Source organism: Salinicola salarius (assembly GCF_003206135.1).
Taxonomy (GTDB): Bacteria; Pseudomonadota; Gammaproteobacteria; order Pseudomonadales; family Halomonadaceae; genus Salinicola; species Salinicola salarius.
In genome coordinates this window covers 19005-42423 of sequence record NZ_PZJT01000004.1, presented here as the reverse complement: position 1 = coordinate 42423, position 23419 = coordinate 19005, and the positions used below count along the sequence as shown (strand labels likewise).

Here is a 23419-nt window from a genome sequence, read left to right as displayed (position 1 = left end):
TTTTCTTACAGCTTAAAGCTTACGGCTTATAACTCCCGGCGTAGCCGGGCAAGAGTTGTTGGTCAGGGGCGTGTCTAGCGCCCATAATGGCTGCGGTTCGAATTCCGCCGACCCCGTGCGGTTCCCAAGAAGAGGTGACACCGATGAAGCTGCTCAATCGTTCCGCGCTGAGCGTCAAGCCGACCCAGGCGTTCGTCGACTGGGTCAACTCGTTGGAGCCGACCGTCGGTGAAGACGACCTGACGCTCGACGACATCGCTGGCGAAAACACCGTTTATCTGATCCCCGAGATGGATACCCCGGAGGCGTTGCATGCCTATGTCGGGGAGCGCTATTACGACATTCTCGAAACCGAACTGCGGGCGTGGGAAGAGGATGAGCGCCAGTGGCCGGAAAACCTCGACTGGTCGCTGTTCCAGGCGTTCCTCACCCTCGAGCACAGCTATCTGGCGGTGGACCTCGACGACGAGGCCGAGCTGGAAACGTCCGAAGTCGACGACGAACTGCTGATGGAGACCGACGAGGAGTGATGGGTCGGATGTTGCATGACGGCGGTGCTTGCCGCTACCCGAAGACATGCTGAAGCGCCTGTTCGAGGAGCGCCCGGGGGACGACGGTCTACCCGGGCGCGAACGCAAGTTGGCGCTGCTGGCGATGATCACCGGTACCCAGCTGGCGGTGCTGGACAATGGCATCGTCAATATCGCCCTTCCCACCCTGGCCCAGGAACTGTCGATCAGCGGTTCCGAGTCGATCTGGATCGCCAACGTCTATCAGCTGGTGACCGCCGCCTTGCTGCTGACCTTTGCCGCGGTGAGCCGTCGGGTAGGGCGTCATCGGCTCTATATCGGTGGCCTGCTGGTCTTTACCGTGGCATCGCTGGGCTGTGCGCTGGCGCGTTCGTTCGAGTTCCTGCTCGCGATGCGAGGCCTGCAGGCGGTCGGTGCCGCCGCGATGTTGAGTATCGGGCCGTCGCTCTATCGCATCATCTTTCCCACGCGTCTGCTCGGCTCGGCCATCGGGCTCAGCGCGCTGACGGTCGCGTTCGGCATCGCCGCGGGGCCGTCGCTGGGCGGCTTGATCCTGCACGTGGCGAGCTGGCCGTGGCTGTTCGCCATCAACGTGCCGATCGGGCTGCTGGCGCTGACGCTGGGAGTGCGCGCGCTGCCGCGGGAAGCGCCCATCCCCGGACGAATCGATATCTGGGGCGCGTTGATGTCGATCGTCATGCTCAGTGGCAGCGTCTTTGCTCTGGATCAGTTCGGCCATGGCAATGGCGGCGTGCTGGCGCTGTCGACGCTGGCGCTCAGCGTGGTCTGTCTGCTGGGGTTCATCTACCGCCAACGTCACGCCGTCAGGCCGCTGGTGCCGTTGGCACTCTTCACCGAACCGCGCTTCTCGTTCGCCGCGGTGGTGTCGATGTTTGCGTTTCTGGCCCAGGGCGTGGCTTTCGTGGGGCTGCCGTTCCTCTACCAGACCGTCATGGGCGTGTCGCCGATCATGTCGGCGGTACTGTTCACGCCCTGGCCGCTGGTAATCATGGTCATCGGGCCATTGGCGGGACGTCTGGCGGACAAGGGCAATCCGGCGCTGATCAGTTCGACCGGGCTGGGCCTTTTCCTGCTGGGCATGCTGGCACTGACCGGCCTGGACGGCGGCTCGAGCTACCTCGACGTGATCTGGCGAACCGCGCTGTGCGGCGTGGGGTACGGGCTGTTCCAGGCGCCGAACAATCGCGAGATGATCGGCAGCGTATCGGTGGAGTTGAGCGCCAACGCCTCCGGCGTGCTGGCCTCGGTGCGCACCTTCGGGCAGTCGCTGGGAACGGCGCTGGTCGGGCTGATTCTCGGTCTTTCGTTCGGATCGTTGACGCTATCGCTGTGGGTAGGGTGTGTCTCTGCCATGATTGCGCTGGCACTGAGCCTCTATCGCACGCCGATGGCCGCCAAGGGACGACGGCGCTGAGTTTCGCCTCTGGCGACAGCGCCCATCCCCGGTCGTCGCTCGATGGGCCGGGGAGACGTTACAATGATTCGGTTGGCACAGGAGAAACTGTCATGAGTGTTCAGACCCGTATCGAAGAGAAACTCGCGACGCTCGAGCCGGTCCAGATGGTGGTCGAGAACGAGAGCCACATGCACCATGTGCCACCGGATTCGGAAACCCACTTCAAGGTGACGCTGGTCTCCGAGCGGTTCGCGGGGCTGATGCCCGTCAAGCGGCATCAGCTGATCTACAGCTTGCTGGCGGACGAGCTCGCGGGGCCGGTTCACGCGCTGGCGCTGCATCTCTACACGCCGCAGCAGTGGTCGGCGCGCGGTGAATCGCGCCCCGATTCGCCCAACTGCCGTGGTGGTGGCGGGCGGTGATCGGCGATCCTCAACGCCTTCAGTACCTCGAGGCCATGGGTATCACCACCTGGACCTCGCGGTACCGCTTCGTCAATGCCAGGCCGACCGAGCAGGTCGAGTGGGAAACCGCACCCACACCGGAGAAGCCCGCGCCCGGGCAGCGACTGCATGCACTGCTGGAAACGCCGGCCCGGCCGGTCGAGGTCGAACGTGACCGACCCGCGGCAGAAACGGCGCCTGCACAGCAGACCGCACAACAGCCCCATGCGCCGCTGTCGCGAGCCCGAGCCCTGCTCGACGGCGCCTCGGGCGGAGGCGCTACGGAGTCCCGTGCATCAGCGTCGAACTCCGAGTCCACGTCTCGCCAGGCGCCTGCCTCCCGCCCGGCGGACGAGGGCTGGACGGACGAGAGCCGGACGGACGATGCTGTCCAACCCCTTGCCCAGTCCGCTGCCCCGGTGCCGACCGAACCGTTGCGTTTCACGCTGTCGTTGTCCGTCATCGGCGAGCGCTGGTGGCTGCTGCTGCCCGGCGAACGGCCGCTTTCCGCCGCTGGCCAGGCGCTACTCGGGCAGATGTTGAAAAGCGTCGGTATTCCCGTCAACGGCGCGCCGTTATCGAGCCTGACCTGGCCGTTGATGAACGTGCCGGCCAGTGACCCGGTCGACGAGGCCCGCGAGGGCATTCAGGTATTCTGTGCCGGGCAGGCGCGGCGCCACGGCATGCACATCGATGGCGCCATCGTCGTCGGCGACGAGATCTGGTCGCCGCTGTTGAGCGATCCGGCGGACGAGGCCGGCTGGATCTGCCACGCTCTGCCTCACCCCGACGATTTGCTGACCTCCGCCAAGGCCAAGCGTGAATGCTGGCCGCTGTTGCAGTCGATGGGGCAAGCCTGGCGGCAAGGGCTTGCCGCGCCGGAGTGATCGGCTTCTGCCGATGACCGACGCGTCGACGTCAAATGCTTTCCTCGAGTAGCGCTTTCCATGTCGATCAACGTTTGCAAAACCAAGAGTTCACCGGTCGGCACGGCCCCGGCCCGGCTCGCGATCGAGAACCTGCCGGCCTTGATGGCGTTCGAGCGTCAGGCCAACGATGACGCCTGGTCGGAAGCGCTGCTGAGCGCGGCGCTGCTCGACGATGACTTCGACGTCTGGGGAATCTGGGCGGTGGAAGGCGTCGAGCTGCGAGCGGCTGCCGTCCTGGCTTATCTGCCTTTCGATGCCGAGCTGCAGTCGATCTGTGTCCGGCCGAGCGACAGACGCCACGGGCTGGCGCGTGAACTGCTGGGGTGGATCACGCAGTGTGCCATCGAGCGGGGAGCCGAACGCCTGCTGCTGGAACTTCGCGCGTCCAATGTGGCGGCCCGAAGGCTCTACGAGAGTGCCGGATTCGCGGTCGACGGCCAGCGGCGTGGCTACTATCGTCGCGATGACGGTGGCAGCGAGGATGCGCTGTTGATGTCGCGGGAGCTGGGGTGAAGTCTCGCCGGTAGCGCGTTACCTTGTGGCAGCTTAAGAAACGAGGGCAGGATCGGAGGCTGGATAGGCGCGAAACTCAGGCAGTGTGGCGGGACAGGTGGCTCGACGGGGCAGTCTGCGCAGTCTGCGAGAGTCCGCCCCGCCGATTCGCGTCAGCCGTTCTGGTTGGTGCTGTCGCCAGTACTATCCAGTGATTGCAGCTTGTCCAGCAGGCCGCCGAGACGCTGTTCCCACTCTTTGCGCTCCTGCTGGAAGCGGGCATTCTCTGCCTTGAGCTCTTCGTTCTCCATTTTCAGCATTTCGATGCTGTCGACGGCATCCTGAATCTTCTGTTCCAGCTTGGCGAAGATTTCTCCGTTCATCTGCACTCTCTCCTTGAAAGTTCGGCCTCGAAAGTTTGGGCCTTGAAAGTTCGTGGCGGTGGTCTCGATACCATGACCATAAAACGACTGGTGACCTGATGGGAGCCAGCGTACGTGGCGTCAGGGCCAACGACAAGCGTCTCGAAGCGGCGACGTCATTTGGCCGTTGGCTGGCGCCGGAACAGCCGGCCATGGCTGTCTCCGGCGACGATGTCGCGATGCAATTGCCAGTGCCCCGGCGCCTGCCAGTCAAGCTCGTGTTCCGTCTCGACGTAGATCATGGCGCCGGGCGACAGCCAGCCCCCCGATTCGAGCGCCTGGCACGTACGCTGCGCGAGCCCTTGGCGAAACGGCGGATCGAGAAAGACGATATCGAACGCGGCAGGCGTGCCCGCCAGAAATCGTTCCACATCGGTACGATGCACCTGGCCCGCTGCCCCCAGCATGGCGATGTTCGCCTCCAGCGCGGCGGCCACGTGAGCGGTCGACTCGACGAACATGGCCTGCGCCGCGCCGCGCGACAGCGCTTCCAGCCCCAGCGCGCCGGTGCCGGCATAGAGATCCAGCACACGCCGACCGGCAATATCGAAGGCCAGCCAGTTGAACAGGGTTTCGCGAACCCGGTCCGGTGTCGGGCGCAAGCCCGGACTCTCGGGGATCGGTAACTTGCGGCGGCGGAAATCGCCTCCGATCAGACGCAACTGGCCGCTGCCACGGTGCGCGGACTGCCGAGCGCCCTGGAGAGCGCGGGCGTCATTGGCGTGGCCTCGAGGGCTGTGAGCATGATTGCGAGCGCCGTTGGCGGCCCGACGGGAACGACGTCGATTCATGGCGGGCAATTGTACCCCCGCAACCCTCGCGGTGATAGGATGATGTCTCGTTATCGATATTCTCCGAAGCCGTAATGATCGGCGCTGATTCAGCGACGCAAGCACGGCTTTTTCATCAGTGAAGCCATCCATGTTCGGACTATTCAAGAGTCGTAAAAAGCAGCAGCAGGAAGAGGAAGCCCGCCGGCGTGAGGCCGAGGAAGCCGAGGCCAGGGCGGCAGCGGAGCGCGGCGAGGAAGAGCCGGGTGACGACACGCCTTCGGACGAGCCGAAGCCAGCGGTTGAGCAGGGTGACGAGACCCCTGCCGAGGCGAACTCCGGCCGGGGTGACGCGCCTGCCGAGCCGGAGCGTGCCTCGGTGTCGGGCACCGTCACGCCCGATGAGCCTTCCGTCCAGGCCGAGGATCCCGAGCGTCCGGCCACCGTGGATTACGAGCCCTCTTCGCTCGAGGAAACGGCCGCCAGGGAAGCGCTCAGCGAGCCGCTGTCGCAGGAGTCGCCGCAGTCGGCCTTGCAGGAAGACCAGGCCGAGGGAACGCGCGCGACCGATCTGGCGAGGGACGTGACGCCGGCGCCGGAACCCGCTTCGATGCCCGAGCCCGAACCCGAACCCGAACCCGAACCCGAACCCGAACCCGAGCCGCCTGCAGCCGTATCACCGGTATCCGCACCGGCCCCCAAAGAGAAGCCCAAGGGCGGCTGGCTGGCGCGCGTTCGTGCCGGGCTCGGGCGCACTCGCGCCAACCTGACCGATGGCATCGCCGATCTGCTGCTGGGCAAGAAGCAGATCGACGACGAGCTGATGGAGGACCTCGAGACCCAACTGCTGCTGGCCGACGTGGGGATCGAGGCGACCACCGAGATCATCGAGCGGCTGACCGGGCGAGTCTCGCGCAAGGAGCTGGCCGACGCCGATGCGCTCTATCGTGCGCTTCAGGAAGAGCTGGCAGCGCTGCTCGAACCGGTCTCCCAGCCGTTGCAGTTGCCGCCGAAGGGCGAGGGCCCGTTCGTGATCCTGATGGTGGGCGTCAACGGAGTCGGCAAGACCACGACCATCGGCAAGCTCACCCAGCGTTTCCAGAACGAAGGCCGTAGCGTGATGCTGGCAGCCGGCGACACCTTCCGTGCCGCCGCGGTCGAGCAGCTCAAGGTCTGGGGCGATCGCAACCGAGTTCCGGTGATCGCCCAGCACACCGGTGCCGACAGCGCCTCGGTCATCTACGATGCCGTCGCTGCGGCCCGGGCGCGCAAGGTCGACGTGCTGATCGCCGACACCGCTGGCCGGCTGCACAACAAGAGCCATCTGATGGAAGAGCTCAAGAAGGTGCAGCGTGTCATGGCCAAGCTCGACGCCAGCGCGCCGCATGAGGTGATGCTGGTGCTCGATGCGGGGACGGGGCAGAACGCGATCTCCCAGGCGACCACCTTCGATGAAGCCATTCCGATCACCGGGATCACCTTGACCAAGCTCGATGGCACCGCCAAGGGGGGCATCATCTTTGCTCTGGCCAAGAAGATGGGGACACCGATCCGCTTTATCGGGGTCGGGGAGTCGCTTGAGGACTTGCGCCCGTTCGATGCGCAGACCTTCGTCAAGGCGCTGTTCGGTCGGGACGGCGATGCCGATTCATGATTGCCTTCGAGCACGTTGGTAAGCGCTACGGCGGACGCTTCGAGGCACTCGCCGATATCAACTTTCGCGTCGAGCGGGGCGAGATGCTGTTCCTGACCGGCCACTCCGGTGCCGGCAAGAGCTCGCTGCTGCGCTTGATCATGCGTCTCGAACGCCCTTCACGTGGCCGGGTGCTGGTCGCCGGTCACGACCTCGATCAACTGCATATCAGCCAGATTCCCTACTATCGCCGCCAGATCGGCGTGGTCTTCCAGGATCACCAACTGCTGTTCGATCGGGACATCTTCGCCAACGTGGCATTACCGTTGACGATACAGGGCGTCGAGCCAGGCGATGCCGCGCGACGCGTGCGCGCCGCGCTCGACAAGGTCGGGCTTCTGCATCGTGAGCGGGCCCTGCCGATCGAGCTTTCCACCGGCGAGCAGCAGCGCGTGGGCATCGCACGAGCCGTGGTCAACAAGCCGGCGCTGCTGCTGGCCGACGAGCCGACCGGTAATCTCGACCCCCAGCTCTCCGCCGACATCATGCGGCTGTTCGAAGACTTCAACCGTATCGGCACCACGGTCCTGGTGGCGAGCCACGATCTGGCCTTGATCGCTCGCCTGCGCCATCGGGTGCTGAAGCTGCGGGATGGCAGGCTCATCGGCGACGAGGAGGCGGCATGAGCGAGCGTCGACCCTCCGCCGAGCGTCGTGTCGAAGGGCGGCGCGGAGCGCAGAAGCCGCAACGCCGAGCTGCGGGCGGCGGTCGCGCCTGGATGCGCCATCACCGCGCGATGATGGGCGACAGCGCGTTACGGTTGATCAGGCGCCCGATCTCGACGCTGTTGACCATGCTGGCGATCGCCATTGCACTGATTCTGCCGGCCGGTCTGTGGCTGGTGCTGGACAGCGCCCGGCTGCTCGATGCCGAGCTCGACGAAAGCGCCACGCTGACGGTCTACTTCCAGGCGGATATCGATGAGTCCGAGGCGATGGATCTGGCCGCCGAGGTCGGCGGGCAGCCCGGCGTGGCCGGCGCGCGCTTGGTGACGGCGGCCGAGGGGCTGGCGGCGTTCCAGCAGACACTGGGCGTCGACGATGCGCTCTCCCAGCTCGACGCCAATCCGCTGCCGGCTAGCGTCGTGGTCACGCCGGACGATACCGCGCCCGCTGCCGTACAGTCGCTGAGCCAGCGTCTGCAGACGATCGAGGGAGTCGATGAAGTCCGGCTGGATCTGGCCTGGCTGGACCGGCTGCAACAGCTGGCGGACTTGGGGCAGCGCGTCGCGCTGGCGCTGGCGCTGCTGTTTGGCCTGGGCGTGCTGCTGGTGGTCGGCAACACGATACGGCTGGCCGTGGAGAGTCGGCGTCAGGAAATCGAGGTCGTGACGCTGATCGGTGCGACGCATGCTTTCGTGAGGCGCCCGTTTCTCTACAGTGGCGCCTGGTATGGGCTGGGCGGAGGTGTTCTGGCGCTGGTGATTCTCATGCTTGGCGGGAACTGGCTGGCGTCGCCGGTCGCGGCGCTGGCGGAAAGCTACGGCGCCCACTTCGCGCTGCCGTCGCTGGGTGGCAGGAATTCGGTTTTTCTGCTGCTTTTTAGTACACTGTTGGGCTGGTTGGGAGCATGGCTTGCCGTGGGGCGTCATCTATCGGACATCAAGCCACGCTAGGCTAACCAGCGGTTTCGAAAAGTCGTCAACGGTGTCGAGATGCGGCCATGATGCCATTCGCCGCCATTCATCGTATTATCGGTCAGCCCAGCGAATGGCCGATTTCAGGCCCGTTGAAGTTGGCGTGGTTATTGAACTTTTGTCTACACTGAGGGTCTCATCAGGCACTCTCGTAGACAGGCAGAACAACCTGTCGCGACGTGTTCCAGGCGGATCGAGCCAATACCGGCTCTTCGCTCCGACACGCCGCCTAGCATGGAGACAACGCACATGAGCACCAGTCTTCAATCCATTGGGAACCTTTCCCCGGGTCATGATCTCAACGGTTACATTCAGGCCGTCAACGGCATCCCCGTTCTGACGGCGGAAGAAGAGCATGACCTGGGCGTGCGTCTTTACGAAGAGGACGACCTCGAATCGGCCCGCCGGCTGATCATGTCGCACCTGCGTTTCGTCGTGCATATCGCGCGAAGCTACTCCGGTTACGGATTGCCCCAGGCCGACCTGATCCAGGAAGGCAACGTCGGGCTGATGAAGGCGGTCAAGCGTTTCGATCCGTACCAGGGCGTTCGTCTGGTCTCTTTCGCAGTTCACTGGATCAAGGCCGAGATCCACGAATATGTGCTGCGCAACTGGCGCATCGTCAAGATCGCCACGACCAAGGCGCAGCGTAAGCTGTTCTTCAACCTGCGCAGTGCCAAGAAGCGGCTGGCGTGGTTGAGCAACGACGAGGTCGATGCGATCGCCAAGGATCTCGACGTCAAGCCGAAGGTCGTGCGCGAGATGGAAGGTCGTCTGTCTTCCTATGACGCGGGCTACGATGCCAGCCCCGGTGAAGAGGAAGAGCAGGGCTATCAGGCGCCGGCGCAGTATCTTGAGGACCACAGCTTCGATCCTGCCGCGCAGCTCGAAGCGGATGACTGGGAAGCCGACTATACGCGTCGTCTGCGAGAGGCGCTTGGCGAGCTGGACGAGCGTTCTCGCGACATTCTGCAGCGTCGCTGGCTTTCCGAGCACAAGTCCACGCTCCATGAGCTGGCCGATGTCTACGGCGTGTCGGCCGAGCGCATTCGCCAGCTCGAGAAGAACGCGATGAAGAAGATCAAGCAGCAGCTGGGTGACGCGATCGCCGCGTGATGGCTGGCTGAAGATACTCGCTCATGGCGCGAGGCGGTCGGCGATGACCGATGAACGATACGAAAGGACGATACGAAAAGCCCGGCATCAGCCGGGCTTTTTGCGTTGGGGCGAAATGCCTTGCCGCAGGGGTCAGATCGAGGCGGCCTGTGGCGATACGGTCAGCAATCCGTCGCCCAGCAGGCGCCACTGATCGTTCCAGTGTGACGTGGGGCGGTGGCGGAAGTCGCTGCGCACGTACTGACTGATCCGGCCCTCCACGAAGGCCGACAACAGGTTGGCCGCCGCCGGCACCGGCAATTGGGGACGCAAGCCCTCGCGCAGCTCCGCCTCGCGCAGAACCTGCTTGAACTGGGTCTCCAGACGCTCGAACAGCTGGGACATGCGCGTGCGCAGACGCGCTGTCTCGCCCGTGAGCACATCGCCGTCCATCAACCGGCTGAGGCCGGGGTTCTTCTCGGCGAAGGCCAGCACGAGCTGGACGATCGTCTCGCAGCGGGCGAGCGCCGAGGGCTCGTCGTCCAGGATGCGCCGGATACGTTCGAACAGGCTGGCTTCGATGAATTCGATCAGCCCTTCGAACATGCGCGCCTTGCTGGGAAAATGGCGATAGAGCGCCGCTTCGCTGACGCCGACCTGTCGGGCCAGCGCGGCGGTGGTGATGCGTTTGCCGCTGTCCTCCTCGAGCATCAACGCGAGTGCCTGAAGGATCTGTTCGCGGCGGGAAAGCTGTGGGGTTGCCTGCGTCATGACGGTTCTTATCGGTGGTGTTGTCGAAGCTCCCTCCTGGAGCGACCCGGACGGCCTGTCTTCCGTTCGGCGGTCGGGGCGGGCCTTCCAGGCCCGCAGTGATTGAAATCAGAATGGCGCGAATCAGTCACGATGGTCGGTGATCTGGGTGCCGACCCCGGCATCGGTAAAGATCTCCAGCAGCGTGGAGTGCACCACGCGGCCATCGACGATGACGGCGCTGCCGACACCGCCCTTGACGGCATCCAGCGCGCAGCGAATCTTCGGCAGCATGCCGCCGTAGATCGTGCCGTCGGCGATCAGCGCATCGACCTGCTCGGTGGAGAGTCCGGTCATCACCTTGCCTTCGGCATCCTGCAGGCCGGCGACGTTGGTCAACAGCATCAGCTTCTCGGCCTTCAGTGCTTCGGCGACCTTGCCTGCCACCAGATCGGCATTGATGTTGTAGCTCTGTCCCTCGCGATCGACGCCGATCGGCGCGATGACGGGGATGAAGTCGCGTTCGGCCAGCATCTCGATCAGGTCGGTGGAGATGTGCTCCACTTCGCCGACGTGACCGATATCGATGATCTCGGACGCCGTCATCTCCGGCGTGCGATGCTCTACCTTGAGCTGACGAGCCAGAATCTGCGCGTTGTCCTTGCCGGTCAGGCCGATAGCCTTGCCGCCGCACTGGTTGATCTGGGTCACGATGTTCTTGTTGACCAGCCCGCCCAGCACCATTTCCACCACGTCCATGGTTTCCGCATCGGTGACGCGCATGCCGTTGACGAAGCGAGACTCGATGTTGAGCCGTGCCAGTAGCTGGCCGATCTGCGGGCCGCCGCCATGGACCACGACTGGATTGATGCCGACTTCCTTCATCAGCACCATGTCGCGAGCGAAGGAGTCGATCAGCTTGTCTTCGGTCATGGCGTTGCCGCCGTACTTGACCACGACGGTCTTGCCGGAATAGCGCTGGATGTAAGGCAGCGCCTCGGACAGGATCTCGACCACCTGACGTGGGTCGCGTGGGCTTTCGTTCATGAGGCGTCATGTCTCCACTATCTGCGCGCCGCTGATGGCGCTTTCCCGCCGAGGCGCTGGCCCGTACACGGGACGGTCTTGTCTGTTGCGTTATCGATCACACGTGCCGCCAGCGACACGAAGACGTCGTGACGCAGGGTTAAAACGGCAGTTCCACTTCCGGTGCCACCGCGCGCAGCGCGGCACCGAACCGTTGCTGGATGCGTGTCAACGCCGCCTGGTCCTTGCCCTCGAAGCGCAGCACCAGCATCGGCGTGGTGTTGGAGGCGCGGCACAGGCCCCAGCCATCGGGATAGTCGACCCGGATGCCGTCCAACGTCGTCTTGATGCCATCCTGACCGAAGTCGCCGCTCTCGGCCAGCCGCTCGACGATCGCGAACTTCTCCTCGTCGGTGACTGCCGCGTTCAGTTCCGGCGTGCTGACATCCTGCGGGAACGTGCTGAAATAGCGGTCGGCGTCGACCGACTGGCGCGACAGGATCTCCAGCAGCCGGGCGGCCGAGTAGAGCCCGTCGTCGAAGCCGTACCAGCGCTCGGCGAAGAAGATATGGCCACTCATCTCGCCGCCCAGCTGTGCCCCGGTTTCCTTCATCCGCGCCTTGATCAGCGAGTGACCGGTGCGCCACATCTCGGGCTCGCCCCCGGCCCGTTCGATGATCTGGGCCAGATTGCCGGTGCACTTGATGTCGAAGATGACGCGGGCGCCAGGGTCGCGCTCGAGCAGGTCGGTGGCGAACGCCATCAGCAACCGATCCGGGTAGATCATCTCCCCCGAGGGCGTGACCACACCCAGGCGATCGCCGTCGCCGTCGAAAGCCAGCCCGATATCGGCGCCGGTCTCCTTGACCTTGGCGATCAGGTCGACCAGGTTTTCCGGCTTGCCGGGATCGGGATGATGGTTGGGGAAGTCCCCGTCGATTTCGGCAAACAGCGGAATGGTCTCCGCCCCCAGCGCTTCGATCAGCCTGGGCCCCAGTTCGCCGGCGACGCCGTTGCCGCAATCCACCACCACCTTGAGCGGGCGCCCGCGCTGGCTCTGGTCGAGGGATACGTCACCCAGGATGCGCTGAAGATAGGCTTCGCCGACATCGATCTGAGTCAGCGTACCGTTGCCTTCGCTGAGGTTGCCGCTGCGGATGCGCTCGAGCAGCCCGGTAATCGCGTCTCCGGAGATCGCGACGCTATCCAGCACGATCTTGAAACCGTTGTAGTCCGGCGGATTGTGGCTGCCGGTCACCATCACGCCGCTGCGGCTTTCATCGAGCGTGGCGGTGGCGAAGTAGAGCACCGGCGTCGGTACGCGGCCGATATCGACCACGTCGCGACCGGACGCGCGCAGGCCGCGGATCAGCGCTGCCTGCAGGCGGGGGCCGGAATGGCGGCCGTCACGGGCGACGATCACGCACTGCTGGCCGCGGGCGGCGGCTTCGCTGCCCACTGCGCGGCCGATCCATTCCACCGTTTCCTCGGTCAGCGTGTCGTCGACGACGCCGCGAATATCGTAGGCCCGAAAGATCGAGGCGGGTACGTTGGCACCGGATTGGTCGTTCATCGGCAAGTCCTTGTCATTGATCACATCCGGTCGGCGTCACGCCCACCGTTCGAATTCGAGTTCCACCGACGCCTGACCGTCGGTGATCAGCCACTGGCCTTCCATCAGCGTGGCGCCCAGGCTCAGGTTGCGGTCGACGAGGGCGGTCAGCGCCGCCAGCGGCTCCGCCGGCAGATTCCAGACCTCGGTCCGCGGCTGTGCCCGGATGTCGCTTTCCAGCTTTTTCCACCACTGTGTCGCGCTGCGTGGTGCGTAGGGATAGATCAGCACGCGTTCGGCTCGGGAGAGTCCCTGCTTGATGCGCTTCAGCGACGGTTCGCCCAATTCTATCCATGAAAGGATGCGGCCGTCCGGCGCCTTGAGCCACAGATCCGGCTCGTCGTCGGTACTCAGTCCGCGAGTCATGGCGAGATCGTTGTCGCCGCTGGTGGCGTGCACATTGGCGATGAACGCCAGCAGCCGCACCATCAGGCGCGTCGCCGTCTCGGAAGGGTGGCAGGCCACGGTCAACGCGTGATCGCCATAGTAGTGGCGATCGAGATCGCTGACGTTGAGTTTCGCTTTATAGATGGTTGCGCTTAGCGCCACGCGACATTTCCTTGCAGAGAGCTCGATTGACCGAGACCAGCGAGCGTTCGGTGATCATTGCCGGCGCGTTGTTTCGCCGCTTCACTTTCGACCAGAGTGGCCAAAACCGCCGCCCGCCCGTTCGGTGGCGATGAAATCCTCGACGATCTCGAGCTCGGCCTGGACCACCGGCACCAGCACGTACTGTGCCAGTCGTTCGCCGGGTTCGAGCACGAAGGTGTTCTGGCCACGGTTCCACACCGAGATCATCAACTCGCCCTGATAATCGGAATCGATCAGCCCGACCAGGTTGCCCAGCACGATGCCGTGCTTGTGGCCGAGGCCGGAACGAGGCAACACCACGCCGGCCAGCCCCGGATCGCCGATGTGGATGGCCAGGCCGGTGCGCACCAGCGCGCTGTCGCCCGGGGCGAGGGTGAGCGCTTCGTCGAGCAGCGCGCGCAGGTCCATGCCGGCACTGCCGGTGGTGGCGTAGTGCGGCAGCGGATAGTCGTGCACGCGCTCGTCGAGAACCTTGACCGAAAGCTTCGGTCTGGCAGTCGCTGTCGAAGAGGGTGCCGCGGACGGAGTGCTGGATGGCATGAAAAGTGACTTCCTGAAAGAGCATGAAATGAAAGGCCAGAGAGCGGCCTAGCTTACCATTGCTCGAGCGCGAACCGGATGCCGACGCGGTCGTGCATGAAACGGCAATAGGCTCTAGGTCAGCCGGGGAACGATATGGTCGATGATCGCGCCGGCCAGCGCGGCCTTGGACTGAACCGGCAGCGAATGACGCTGCGTCTGGTCCTGCGTCTTCCAGAGCAGCGTGACGGCGTTGTCGTCGCTGCCGAAACCGATGCCCTCCCGGGAGACGTCGTTGGCGACGATCAGATCCAGCCGCTTGCGCTCGAGCTTGCTGCCGGCGTGGGTTTCCAGCGTCTGCGTCTCGGCGGCGAAACCGACGGTGAACGGGCGGTCCTCGCGGGCGGCGACCGTGGCGACGATGTCCGGGTTGCGCACCAGTTCGAGGGTCAGGCCATTGTCGTCGTTCGCTTTCTTCAACTTGTGCTCGCTGATGGACGCGGCGCGATAGTCCGCCACGGCGGCACAGCCGATGAACAGGTCGCAAGGCAGCCGGGACTCGACGGCGGCCAGCATCTCCATGGCCGAGGTCACGTCGATCCGCTCGACACCGGGAGGTGTCGCGAGCGTCACCGGGCCGCTGACCAGGCTGACGCTGGCGCCGCGATCGGCACAGGCGGCGGCCAGCGCATAGCCCATCTTGCCGGAGCTGTGATTGGAGAGATAACGCACCGGGTCCAGCGCCTCGCGAGTAGGGCCAGCGGTGATCACCACGCGCTTGCCAGCCAGATCCCGATGCACGGGCATTACCTGAGGCGACTCGTCGCGGGCCGGTTCGAGCTCGCTCAGCAACTGGGCGAGAATGGTTTCCGGTTCCAGCATGCGGCCCAGGCCGACATCGCCGCAGGCCTGATCGCCGGCATCAGGGCCCAGCAGCGTCCAGCCCAGCTCGCCAAGTCGATCCGCATTGGCCAGCGTTGCCGGGTGGCGCCACATCGCCTGGTTCATGGCGGGCGCCATCAGGCAGCGGGCTTCGGTGGCGAGGCACAGTGTCGTCAGCAGGTCGTCGGCGTGACCGTGGGCCAGGCGCGCCATCAGGTCGGCGGTGGCCGGCGCGATCAGGATGATGTCCGCCCATTTCGCCAGCTCGATGTGGCCCATGCCAGCTTCCGCTTCCGGATCCAGCAGCGAGGTCCGCACCGGCTCACCGGTGAGCGCCTGCAGGGTCAGCGGCGTGATGAAGGCCTGAGCGCCTTCGGTCATCACCACGCGCACCTCGGCACCCGTCTTCTTCAACAGACGGGCGAGATGCGCGCTCTTGTAGGCGGCGATACCGGCGCTGATGCCGAGCAGAATGCGGGTTCCGGCCAGTCCCGGCCCGAGCGGTGAAACCATGGTCGACGTCCTGAAAAAGCAGGCCTCCACCTTACCACCGGCGCCGGGGATTGCGTAGCTTACGACTCCCCGGTGTGGGCGGGGTTCGGCGGCAACAGACGATGGACGGCGAGCTCCACGCCGCGCAGCTCGGCCAGCCCCTTGAGCCGGCCGATCAGTGGATAGCCGGGGCGGCTGTCCCGCGTCAGGTCGTCGAGCAGATGATGACCGTGATCCGGCCGCATCGGCAGGCGGTGACCGCCTTCGTGCTGGCGCCGGCGCTGCTCCTCGACCAGAGCACCGATGACACCGACCATATCGACGTCGCCGTCCAGATGTTCGGCTTCGTGGAAGGTCAGTGGATCGGCTTCCCGACGAGTCGCACGCAGGTGGACGAAGTGGATGTGGGGCGCGAACCGGCGGGCCATGGCGACCAGGTCGTTGTCGGCGCGTACCCCGTAGGAGCCGGTGCAGAAGGTCAGGCCGTTGGCGGGGCTGGGGGCGCACTCGAGAATGGCCTGGGCGTCCGCCGCCGTCGAGACCACGCGGGGCAGTCCCAGCATTTCTCGGGGCGGATCGTCCGGGTGGATCGCGAGCCGGATGCCGGCTTCTTCCGCCGCGGGGACGATGGCGCGCAGGAACGTCGCCAGGTTGGTGCGCAGCCGTTCGCCATCGATACCGCGATAGGCATCCAGCGCCTGGCGGAAATTCTCGAGGGTGTAGTGCTCTTCGGTGCCGGGAAGGCCGGCGATCACGGTGTCGATCAGTCGCGATCGCGCCGACGCATCGAGCGTTTCCAGATAAGCGCTGGCAGCGTCGCGCTCGGCATCGCTGTAATCGTCCTGCGCGCCGTCGCGTTCGAGCAGATAGAGATCAAAGGCCGCGAATGCCGTCTGGTCGAAGCGCAGCGCGGTGCCGCCGCTGGGCAGCGGCCATGCAAGATCGGTGCGGGTCCAGTCGAGGACCGGCATGAAGTTGTAGCAGACCACGTCGATGCCGCACTCGCCGAGATTGGCCAGCGTCTGGCAGTAGTTGTCGATGTAGTGCTCGGCTTCCGGCAGCCCCTGCTTGATCGCCTCGTGTACCGGCACGCTTTCCACGACCGACCAGACCAGGCCGGCGGCTTCGATCAGCCGCTTGCGCTCGGCAATCGCTTCCACCGGCCAGACTTCGCCGTTGGGAATCTCGTGCAGCGCGGTGACGATGCCGGTCGCGCCGGCCTGGCGAATCTCGCCGAGAGTGATGGGGTCGGCCGGGCCGAACCAACGCCAAGTGTATTCCATAGATCTAGTTTCCGAGTTCGGGATTGGCTGAAGCCAGGGCGGCGATGGCGGCCTCCACGCCACCCGCCTCCAGGTGCTCTAGTGCCGTGGTGACGGCCTTGACGAACATGGGGTTCTCGCGCAGCGCAGCGGGGAAGACGGCATCGAGTGCGAGGAACGCCGCAGCCAGCGCCGGCAGGTCGTCGCCGTGGCGGCGGTGCAACTCGACGAAGGTTCCGACCATCGGGTCGTCGACCGGATGCGACCGGCCGGCGAGATCGGTGCCCGCGGTATAGCGGATCCAGCCGGCCACGCCCAGCGCGGTGGCGGCCATGTCGCTGTCGTGCTCCGTCGCCAGGCGCTCGACGCTACCGGCCAGCCAGCGCTGGGGCAGCTTCTGCGAGCCGTCCATGGCGATCTGTTGGAGCCGATGACGCAGGCTGTCATTGCCGAAGCGGGCCAGCAGGCTGTCGGTGTAGACATTGGCATCGGCGCCCGCCGGCAGTGACAGTGTCGGGATCGCTTCCTGCTGCCAGTAGTGCTGCAGTAGCTGACGAAAGGCGGGGCGGGCGACGGCGGCATCCACCGTCTCGATGCCGGCCAGCGCGCCCAGATAGGCGAGCAGCGAGTGGGCGCCGTTGAGCAGACGCAGCTTCATGGTTTCGAACGGAGCGACATTGGCGACCATCTCGACGCCATCGGCTTCCCAGTCCGGCCGGCCTAGCGGGAAATCCTCCTCGACCACCCACTGGCTGAAGGTTTCGCAGACCACGGCGGCGGGGTCGTCGACCCCCAGCGCCGACAGACGCTGGCGATCGGCGTCGGTCATTGCCGGGACGATACGGTCGACCATGCTCGAGGGGAACGCGACGTTGGCGTCGATCCACTCGGCCAGCGCGGCCTCGCGGTGACGGGCCAGCGAGATGACGGCGCGACGCGTGCGCTGGCCGTTGTGGGGCATGTTGTCGCAACAGAGCACGGTGAAGGGTGCGACCCCGGCCGTTCGGCGTCGAGCCAGCGCCTCCACCAGCATGCCCGGGGCAGTGTCCGGCGATTCGGGATTTGCGATGTCATAGGCGATCGGCGCGGCATCGGTCAGCAGTTCGCCGCTGCTCGGGCTCAGAAAATAGCCCTTCTCGGTCACGGTGAGGGTGACGATGCGGACAGCGGGATCACTCATGCGCGCCAGTAACGCTTCCCGGTCCGGGCCATCCGGGCCGGCGTAAAGCGCCTCGGCGATCACCGTGATCTCGCGCAGCGTGACGTGCTCGCTGTCGCTGTATTCGGCGACGTGGTAGCGCAGGTCTCCCGCTCGCAACTGGTCGACCAGCGCCCGATTGGAGCGGATGTTGGCGCTGCAGATGCCCCAATCTCCCTGCACCCGGTTGAGACAGCGCTGTAGATAGACCGCCTGGTGCGCGCGATGGAAGGCGCCCAGGCCCAGGTGGACGATGCCGATCCCGCTCGGCGCGTGGCGGGCCGACTGGCGCTCGATCTGGATTCGAGTTTCGGCCATGACGCTATTTCCCCATCAGCAGGTTGGGCAACCACAGCGACAGCGCCGGGACGAAAGAGACCAGCATCAGCACGATCAGATTGCAGATCAGGAAGGGCACGATGGCCCTGGCGACGCGCAGCATGGGCAGCTTGCCGATGCTCGACACCACGAACAGGCAGACGCCCACTGGCGGCGTGGTCAGGCCGATCATCAGATTGAGTACCGCCATCACGCCGAAGTGGATCGGATCCATGCCGACGCCCGTCGCCACGCCCAGCAGGGCCGGGAACAGGATGATCAGCGCGGCGATGGTCTCCATGAACGCACCGACGAACAGCAGGATCAGATTGAGGATCAGGATGACCACGATCGGATTGCTGCTGATGCCGAGAATGGCGTCGGCGAGCATCTGTGGAATCTGCTGGCTGGTGAGGATCCAGCCGAACAGGTTGGCCAGGCCGACGAGCAGCATCAGCGAGGCCGAGGTGATCACGGTGTCCGACAGGATGCCGCCCAGATTGCGCCAGTTGATGCCTTTGTAGACGAAGGTGCCCACCAGCAACGCGTAGAGGCTGGCGACGATCGAGGCCTCCGTCGGTGTGAACAGGCCGCCGATGATGCCGTAGAGAATGATGAAGGTCATCAGCAGTGCCCAGAACGCGCTGCGGCCTTCCTTGAGCAACTCCTTGAAGGAGGCGCGCTTCTCCTTGGGATAGCCGCGGCGCACCGCCAGCCAGTAGGCGGTGATCATCATCGCCACGCCCAGCAACAGACCGGGCAGCGCACCGGCGAGGAACATGCGGCCGACGGAGATGCCGGAGAGCGAACCGACGATGATCATCGGCACGCTGGGCGGAATGATCGGGCCGATGGTGGAAGAGGCGGCGGTCACGGCGGCGGCGAACGGCTTGTCGTAGCCAGCCCTGGACATGCCCGGAATCATCACCGAGCCGATGCTGGCGGCGTCCGCCACCGCGGTGCCGGAGATGCCGCTGAAGATCATCGAGCCGCCGACGTTGGCCAGGCCCAGGCCGCCGCGGATATGGCCGACCAGGGCATTGGAGAAGCGCACGATATGCTGAGTGATATTGCCCACGTTCATCAGGTTACCGGCCATCACGAAACCGGGGATGCAGAGCAGCACGAAGGAGTCGATGCCGGAAAACATGCGCTGCGGCACGATGGTCAACGAGATGCCACCGAGCATCAGATAGGCGAGTGACGACACGCCCAGACAGAAGGCGATCGGTAGACCGATCAGCAGCAGTATCAGAAAGGTGGTGAAGAGAACGGCGATTTCCATCAGAGCGCCTCCTGGCGAGCGGTGTCGACGCGTTCGCCACGAACCATGGCGATGATGCCCTCGGCAAGGCCGATCAGGCTGTAGAGCAGCAGCGTGCCGAACAGCACCACCGAAGAGAAAAAGATGTAGAGCATGGGAATGCGCAGCGTCGGCGAGGTCTGGAACGCGCCGATCTGGGCGAACTGCCAGGCGTTGGGCAGCACCATGAGCGTGAAGGCGAACGTGATCGCCGAGATCAGCGCAAGATAGGCGGCCCGACCGCGAAAACCGAGCCAGCCGTGGAACAGCTCGACGTTGACGTGGCGGTGGCGGTGCTGCACCACGCCGGCACCCATCGCCACCATGTAGATGAAGAGGTAGCGGGTCAGTTCCTCGGTCCACGATAGCGTGATGGGCAGGAACAGGCGCGAGGCGACCTGGAGCAGCACCGTCAGCGACAGCCCCACCAGCGCGATCACGGCCAGCGTCAGGAGAACGCGGTCGAGCGCGCCGGCCAGGCGGCCGATAGGCCCGCCCAGGCGCGGAACGCGAGTCAGTATCTCGAGGTTTTCCTGGATATCCTGGTGAATGTCCGTTTCATGTTCCGACATGGCGGTCTCCGAACGAGATGAGAAACGGGGGCGGCGATCGTCGCGCCGCCCCCGAATGCCGTGGCTCGGTAATCCGTCGGGGGATTACAGATCCTGGATGGCTTTGTAGAGCGCTTTCTGATCGTCATTCAAAGCGTCGAGCACGGCAGGTTCGGCTTTCTTGGCGAAGGCGGCCTGGTCAACCTCGACGAACTTCATGCCCTTGTCCTTGAGTGCCTGTTCGAGACGCTGCTGGTCTTCGACGAACAGCTTTTCCTCATAGGACTGCATCTCGCTGGCGGCATCCCGCACGACGGTCTGCAGGTCGTCCGGCATCGACTCGAGCTTCTGCTTGCCGATGACGACATAGATCCAGCTGCGCACGTGATCGGTCATGTCCACGTACTGCTGGACTTCGTTGAAGCTGGCGCTTTCGATCAGGCTCAGCGGGTTCTCCTGGGCCTCGATGGTGTTCTGCTGCAGCGAGGTGAAGACTTCGCTGAAAGCCATCGGCGTCGGGCGGGCGCCCAGCGCTTCCCAGGTATCGACGAACAGCGGCACGTTGGGTACGCGGATTCGCAGGCCGTCGAGGTCGTCCGGCGTCTTGATCGGACGGTTGGAGGTCAGCTCGCGCGGGCCGCGCTCGAACCAGGCCAGCGGGACCAGGCCGGTGCGTTCGGTGATCTGCTGTTCGATCTGCTTGCCGACGTCGCCCTCCACGGCCTTGCGCATGTGGTCCGCGTCACGGAACAGGTAGGGCACGGCCATCATTGCCGCCTTGGGTGCCCAGTTCTGGAGACTCTCGCCGGTGATGGTCATGTCGGCGGTGCCCAGCTGAATGCTGTTGATCACATCCATTTCGCTGCCGAGCTGCTCGTTGGGGAAGACCTGGATCTCGATCCGGCCATCGGAATTGGTTTCGACCAGTTCCTTGAACTTCAGCGCGGCCTTGTTCCAGATGTTCTGCTCGTTGGCCAGGTGGCCGAATTTCAGCGTGTAGTCCGCGGCCATGACCGCCTGGCTACCCAGTAGCGTGGCGCCGAGGGCAGCGCCAGCGAGCAAGTTCTTGAAGGTTGTCGTCGTCAACATGGCGTGAGTCTCCTGTCGCGTTGGTACGCGTCGGTTTTGTTGTCCGGGCCAGCGCTGTTCCGGGTCTCTTTCCGGCATGGGTGGCGGACTCGATCGGGCGTTCAGGGCGAGATTTTCACCAGCACCTTGCGCGCCTGTTCCGGGTGGTTCTCGAGCAGATCGATGGCATCGGGCATCTCGGCCAGCGCGACGCGATGGCTGATCAGCGCCTTGGGGTCGAGACGACCCGCGGCGATATGGTCGATCACCTCCGGGAATTTGCGGTTGTTCAGGCGGGAGCCGACCAGCGTCAGCTCCTTCTTGATCACTTCCAGCTGGATCAGATCGCTCGGCGTCGGGCTGAAGCCGAGCAGACCGATGCGTCCGGCGGGGCAGGCCATCCGCAGCATGGCGGGCAGCATGGCCGGTACGCAGGCGGCATCGGCGATCAACGGGATGCCTTCGCCGTTCGTGGCGGCCAGCACGGCCTGCTCGAGATCTTCGCTGCGCCCATTGATCACGTGGCTGGCACCCAGTTCTCGCGCCGTTGCCAGGCGTTCGTCGAGGATGTCGGTGACGATCACCTCCTCGAGCCCGATGGCGCGCGCCATCTGCAGCACGGTCAACCCGATCACGCCGGCACCGATCACCAGCAGGCGATCGCCCGGGTGCGGCTCCATGCGCGACAGCACGTTGGCGGCGATCGAATAGGGCTCGACCAGGGCGGCGGCATCGAGGTCGAGATCGTCGGGAATGCGGTGGGCGTTGGCGGCCGGCACGTTGACCTGTTCGGCAAAGCCGCCATTTCTGTGAACGCCGATCACCTGCATCGCGCTGCAGACGTTGGGACGGCCAATCCGGCAGGGATAGCACTGGCCGCAGTTGACGACCGGGTCGATACAGACCCGCTCGCCGACGCGGGCCGCGTCGACGCCATCGCCCACGGCGCGGATGACGCCAGCGAACTCGTGCCCGGTAATGCGGGGGAATCGCACGAAAGCGTTGTCGCCGTGGATGATGTGCATGTCCGAGCCGCAGATGCCGGCGAATGCAACGTCGACGACCACTTCTCCCGGTGCCGCGCTCGGTGCGGGCTGGTCGCCGACGGCGAACGCATGCGGTGCGCTGACTTCAAAGGCTTGCATCGATGACTCTCCTGAAATTCTCACGGTTGCCGGTATCGCTTGTTCATCCGTGCCGCGCTTACCAATGCCAAAGGGTGCCGTCCTCGAGCCGGTTGACCGGCAGACTGGCGCGCTTGAACGGATAGCGGGCGGCGGCTTCCTCGTCGATGTCGACACCGTGCCCCGGGTTCTCGCCGACCAGGAAATGGCCGTCCTCGAAGCGGTAATCGTGGGGGAAGACGCTGTCCGTCAGCTCGTCGTGGGGCATGTGTTCCTGAATGCCGAAGTTGGGCACCCAGGTATCGAAGTGGATCGCGGCGCCGAGACAGACTGGCGATAGATCCGTCGGCCCGTGGAAACCGGTGCGCACGTGATAGAGCGAAGCCAGGTCGGCAATGCGACGCACGTGGGTGATGCCGCCGCCGTGGGTCAGCGGCGTGCGGATGTAGTCGATCCACTGGTTCTGGATCATCTCGCGGCAATCGTGGATCGAGTTGAACACTTCGCCGATCGCCAGTGGCGTGGTGGTGTGCTCGCGGATCAGGCGCAGACTCTCCTGGTTCTCGGCGGGAACGCAGTCCTCCAGCCAGAACAGGTGGTAGGGCTCCACCGCTTTGCCCAGCCGCGCGGCCTCGATCGGCGTTAGCCGGTGGTGGACGTCATGCAGCAGGTGCAGGTCGTGACCGAAGCGCTCGCGCACGGCGGCGAACAGCTGCGGCACGTGGTTGAGGTACTTCTCCGTGCTCCAGACGTGCTCGGCAGGCAGTTCGGCATCGGCCGGCTCGTAGCGCTCGCCTTCCCGCTTGGCGACGCCGTAGATCGTCTTGATGCCGGGGACGCCGGCCTGAACGCGCACCGCCTTGTAACCCAGCTCGACGTGACGGGCGACTTCCTCGAGGCAGCTGTCGATGTCCTTGCCGGTGCAGTGGGCGTAGGTCATTACCCGTTCGCGACTCTTGCCGCCCAGCAACTGGTAGAGCGGCATGTTGGCGGCCTTGGCCTTGATGTCCCACAGGGCCATGTCGACCGCGCCGATCGCGCTCATGGTCACCGGGCCACGACGCCAGTAGGCGCCACGGTAGAGATACTGCCAGGTGTCCTCGATGCGGCTGGCGTCGCGCCCGATCAACGCCGGCACGACGTGCTCTTCGAGATAGGCGGCGACGGCCATTTCACGACCGTTGAGCGTGGCATCGCCGATCCCGTAGATGCCGGATTCGGTAATCAGCTTGAGGGTGACGAAATTGCGTCCGGGGCTGGTGACGATGACGCGGGCGTCGATGATTTTCATGGAGT

At 65.0% G+C, this 23419-nt stretch carries 24 protein-coding genes; 9 read left to right on the top strand and 15 right to left on the bottom strand.

The window, feature by feature from the left end; all coding sequences use genetic code 11:
• Positions 1–143 precede the first annotated feature (143 nt).
• From DOM32_RS05380 to DOM32_RS05360, 5 genes are all read left to right on the top strand, one after another.
• Positions 144–530 carry a hypothetical protein gene (locus tag DOM32_RS05380; protein WP_071231773.1) on the top strand — a complete coding sequence of 129 codons (387 nt, stop codon included), beginning with the start codon at positions 144–146 and terminating at the stop codon, positions 528–530.
• 28 nt (positions 531–558) lie between these two features.
• A complete protein-coding gene (locus tag DOM32_RS05375) occupies positions 559–1965 on the top strand; it encodes an MFS transporter (protein WP_322528867.1) in 1407 nt (468 codons plus the stop codon).
• A 92-nt stretch (positions 1966–2057) separates the two neighbouring features.
• The gene (locus DOM32_RS05370) at positions 2058–2369 is read left to right on the top strand and encodes a BolA family protein (protein ID WP_110631976.1); all 312 of its coding nucleotides are present in this window, start codon (positions 2058–2060) and stop codon (positions 2367–2369) included.
• The gene (locus tag DOM32_RS05365; RefSeq protein WP_110631974.1) at positions 2366–3277 is read left to right on the top strand and encodes a hypothetical protein; all 912 of its coding nucleotides are present in this window, start codon (positions 2366–2368) and stop codon (positions 3275–3277) included. Before DOM32_RS05370 ends, DOM32_RS05365 begins: the two co-directional genes overlap by 4 nt.
• Positions 3278–3337: 60 nt before the next feature.
• A complete protein-coding gene (locus tag DOM32_RS05360) occupies positions 3338–3832 on the top strand; it encodes a GNAT family N-acetyltransferase (protein ID WP_110631972.1) in 495 nt (164 codons plus the stop codon).
• A 152-nt stretch (positions 3833–3984) separates the two neighbouring features.
• Here DOM32_RS05360 and DOM32_RS05355 read toward each other — a convergent pair whose 3' ends face one another.
• Complete coding sequence (locus DOM32_RS05355) at positions 3985–4194, bottom strand: cell division protein ZapB (RefSeq protein WP_110631970.1); 210 nt, start codon at positions 4192–4194, stop codon at positions 3985–3987.
• Between the two features lie 155 nt (positions 4195–4349).
• Positions 4350–5024, bottom strand: a complete 675-nt coding sequence (gene rsmD, locus DOM32_RS05350) for a 16S rRNA (guanine(966)-N(2))-methyltransferase RsmD (RefSeq protein ID WP_071231777.1) — start codon at positions 5022–5024, stop codon at positions 4350–4352.
• A 130-nt stretch (positions 5025–5154) separates the two neighbouring features.
• On the opposite strand from rsmD, the gene ftsY reads away from it, so the two are divergent.
• The 4 genes from ftsY to rpoH all read left to right on the top strand — a co-directional run bounded on the left by ftsY (position 5155) and on the right by rpoH (position 9448).
• Complete coding sequence (gene ftsY / locus DOM32_RS05345; RefSeq protein WP_110631968.1) at positions 5155–6657, top strand: signal recognition particle-docking protein FtsY; 1503 nt, start codon at positions 5155–5157, stop codon at positions 6655–6657.
• Positions 6654–7322, top strand: a complete 669-nt coding sequence (gene ftsE, locus DOM32_RS05340) for a cell division ATP-binding protein FtsE (RefSeq protein WP_110631966.1) — start codon at positions 6654–6656, stop codon at positions 7320–7322. The genes ftsY and ftsE overlap by 4 nt, the downstream gene beginning before the upstream one ends.
• Positions 7319–8311, top strand: coding sequence for a permease-like cell division protein FtsX (gene ftsX, locus DOM32_RS05335; RefSeq protein ID WP_110631964.1), 993 nt, complete (start codon positions 7319–7321; stop codon positions 8309–8311). Before ftsE ends, ftsX begins: the two co-directional genes overlap by 4 nt.
• A gap of 270 nt (positions 8312–8581) precedes the next feature.
• Complete coding sequence (rpoH, locus tag DOM32_RS05330; RefSeq protein ID WP_087717610.1) at positions 8582–9448, top strand: RNA polymerase sigma factor RpoH; 867 nt, start codon at positions 8582–8584, stop codon at positions 9446–9448.
• Positions 9449–9580: 132 nt separating this feature from the next.
• On the opposite strand, the gene slmA is transcribed toward rpoH, so the two are convergent.
• The 13 genes from slmA to manD all read right to left on the bottom strand — a co-directional run bounded on the left by slmA (position 9581) and on the right by manD (position 23414).
• Complete coding sequence (slmA, locus tag DOM32_RS05325) at positions 9581–10198, bottom strand: nucleoid occlusion factor SlmA (RefSeq protein ID WP_071231782.1); 618 nt, start codon at positions 10196–10198, stop codon at positions 9581–9583.
• A 123-nt stretch (positions 10199–10321) separates the two neighbouring features.
• Positions 10322–11224 (bottom strand): acetylglutamate kinase, encoded by a 903-nt coding sequence (gene argB, locus DOM32_RS05320; RefSeq protein ID WP_110631961.1) that lies wholly within the window; start codon positions 11222–11224, stop codon positions 10322–10324.
• A gap of 139 nt (positions 11225–11363) precedes the next feature.
• A complete protein-coding gene (locus DOM32_RS05315; RefSeq protein ID WP_110631959.1) occupies positions 11364–12776 on the bottom strand; it encodes a phosphomannomutase/phosphoglucomutase in 1413 nt (470 codons plus the stop codon).
• A 36-nt stretch (positions 12777–12812) separates the two neighbouring features.
• The gene (locus tag DOM32_RS05310; protein ID WP_110631956.1) at positions 12813–13364 is read right to left on the bottom strand and encodes a YaeQ family protein; all 552 of its coding nucleotides are present in this window, start codon (positions 13362–13364) and stop codon (positions 12813–12815) included.
• Between the two features lie 81 nt (positions 13365–13445).
• A complete protein-coding gene (dut, locus tag DOM32_RS05305; RefSeq protein ID WP_071231786.1) occupies positions 13446–13946 on the bottom strand; it encodes a dUTP diphosphatase in 501 nt (166 codons plus the stop codon).
• A 114-nt stretch (positions 13947–14060) separates the two neighbouring features.
• Positions 14061–15320: a bifunctional phosphopantothenoylcysteine decarboxylase/phosphopantothenate--cysteine ligase CoaBC gene (gene coaBC, locus DOM32_RS05300; protein ID WP_110631953.1), complete on the bottom strand. Its 1260-nt coding sequence runs from the start codon at positions 15318–15320 to the stop codon at positions 14061–14063.
• A 59-nt stretch (positions 15321–15379) separates the two neighbouring features.
• Positions 15380–16582, bottom strand: a complete 1203-nt coding sequence (gene uxuA / locus DOM32_RS05295; RefSeq protein WP_110631950.1) for a mannonate dehydratase — start codon at positions 16580–16582, stop codon at positions 15380–15382.
• A 4-nt stretch (positions 16583–16586) separates the two neighbouring features.
• On the bottom strand, positions 16587–18077 hold the full coding sequence (locus DOM32_RS05290; RefSeq protein ID WP_110631947.1) for a mannitol dehydrogenase family protein: 1491 nt from the start codon (positions 18075–18077) through the stop codon (positions 16587–16589).
• A gap of 4 nt (positions 18078–18081) precedes the next feature.
• The gene (locus DOM32_RS05285; protein WP_110631944.1) at positions 18082–19362 is read right to left on the bottom strand and encodes a TRAP transporter large permease; all 1281 of its coding nucleotides are present in this window, start codon (positions 19360–19362) and stop codon (positions 18082–18084) included.
• Positions 19362–19952 carry a TRAP transporter small permease gene (locus DOM32_RS05280; RefSeq protein WP_110631941.1) on the bottom strand — a complete coding sequence of 197 codons (591 nt, stop codon included), beginning with the start codon at positions 19950–19952 and terminating at the stop codon, positions 19362–19364. Before DOM32_RS05280 ends, DOM32_RS05285 begins: the two co-directional genes overlap by 1 nt.
• A gap of 84 nt (positions 19953–20036) precedes the next feature.
• Positions 20037–21020, bottom strand: a complete 984-nt coding sequence (locus DOM32_RS05275; RefSeq protein WP_110631938.1) for a TRAP transporter substrate-binding protein — start codon at positions 21018–21020, stop codon at positions 20037–20039.
• Positions 21021–21121: 101 nt separating this feature from the next.
• Complete coding sequence (locus DOM32_RS05270) at positions 21122–22144, bottom strand: Zn-dependent oxidoreductase (RefSeq protein WP_110631936.1); 1023 nt, start codon at positions 22142–22144, stop codon at positions 21122–21124.
• A gap of 58 nt (positions 22145–22202) precedes the next feature.
• On the bottom strand, positions 22203–23414 hold the full coding sequence (gene manD, locus DOM32_RS05265; RefSeq protein WP_110631933.1) for a D-mannonate dehydratase ManD: 1212 nt from the start codon (positions 23412–23414) through the stop codon (positions 22203–22205).
• Positions 23415–23419 lie beyond the last annotated feature (5 nt).

Bases quoted from the DNA above. Each gene is read 5' to 3' on its own strand.
- DOM32_RS05380 (WP_071231773.1), top strand. From the start codon at position 144: ATGAAGCTGCTCAATCGTTCCGCGCTGAGCGTCAAGCCGACCCAGGCG.
- ftsY (WP_110631968.1), top strand. From the start codon at position 5,155: ATGTTCGGACTATTCAAGAGTCGTAAAAAGCAGCAGCAGGAAGAGGAA.
- ftsE (WP_110631966.1), top strand. From the start codon at position 6,654: ATGATTGCCTTCGAGCACGTTGGTAAGCGCTACGGCGGACGCTTCGAG.
- DOM32_RS05270 (WP_110631936.1), bottom strand. From the start codon at position 22,144: ATGCAAGCCTTTGAAGTCAGCGCACCGCATGCGTTCGCCGTCGGCGAC.
- manD (WP_110631933.1), bottom strand. From the start codon at position 23,414: ATGAAAATCATCGACGCCCGCGTCATCGTCACCAGCCCCGGACGCAAT.
- argB (WP_110631961.1), bottom strand. From the start codon at position 11,224: ATGAACGAAAGCCCACGCGACCCACGTCAGGTGGTCGAGATCCTGTCC.
- DOM32_RS05355 (WP_110631970.1), bottom strand. From the start codon at position 4,194: ATGAACGGAGAAATCTTCGCCAAGCTGGAACAGAAGATTCAGGATGCC.
- rpoH (WP_087717610.1), top strand. From the start codon at position 8,582: ATGAGCACCAGTCTTCAATCCATTGGGAACCTTTCCCCGGGTCATGAT.
- ftsX (WP_110631964.1), top strand. From the start codon at position 7,319: ATGAGCGAGCGTCGACCCTCCGCCGAGCGTCGTGTCGAAGGGCGGCGC.
- dut (WP_071231786.1), bottom strand. From the start codon at position 13,946: ATGCCATCCAGCACTCCGTCCGCGGCACCCTCTTCGACAGCGACTGCC.
- DOM32_RS05315 (WP_110631959.1), bottom strand. From the start codon at position 12,776: ATGAACGACCAATCCGGTGCCAACGTACCCGCCTCGATCTTTCGGGCC.
- DOM32_RS05290 (WP_110631947.1), bottom strand. From the start codon at position 18,077: ATGGCCGAAACTCGAATCCAGATCGAGCGCCAGTCGGCCCGCCACGCG.
- DOM32_RS05360 (WP_110631972.1), top strand. From the start codon at position 3,338: ATGTCGATCAACGTTTGCAAAACCAAGAGTTCACCGGTCGGCACGGCC.
- uxuA (WP_110631950.1), bottom strand. From the start codon at position 16,582: ATGGAATACACTTGGCGTTGGTTCGGCCCGGCCGACCCCATCACTCTC.
- DOM32_RS05370 (WP_110631976.1), top strand. From the start codon at position 2,058: ATGAGTGTTCAGACCCGTATCGAAGAGAAACTCGCGACGCTCGAGCCG.
- DOM32_RS05280 (WP_110631941.1), bottom strand. From the start codon at position 19,952: ATGTCGGAACATGAAACGGACATTCACCAGGATATCCAGGAAAACCTC.
- slmA (WP_071231782.1), bottom strand. From the start codon at position 10,198: ATGACGCAGGCAACCCCACAGCTTTCCCGCCGCGAACAGATCCTTCAG.
- DOM32_RS05285 (WP_110631944.1), bottom strand. From the start codon at position 19,362: ATGGAAATCGCCGTTCTCTTCACCACCTTTCTGATACTGCTGCTGATC.
- DOM32_RS05275 (WP_110631938.1), bottom strand. From the start codon at position 21,020: ATGTTGACGACGACAACCTTCAAGAACTTGCTCGCTGGCGCTGCCCTC.
- rsmD (WP_071231777.1), bottom strand. From the start codon at position 5,024: ATGAATCGACGTCGTTCCCGTCGGGCCGCCAACGGCGCTCGCAATCAT.
- coaBC (WP_110631953.1), bottom strand. From the start codon at position 15,320: ATGGTTTCACCGCTCGGGCCGGGACTGGCCGGAACCCGCATTCTGCTC.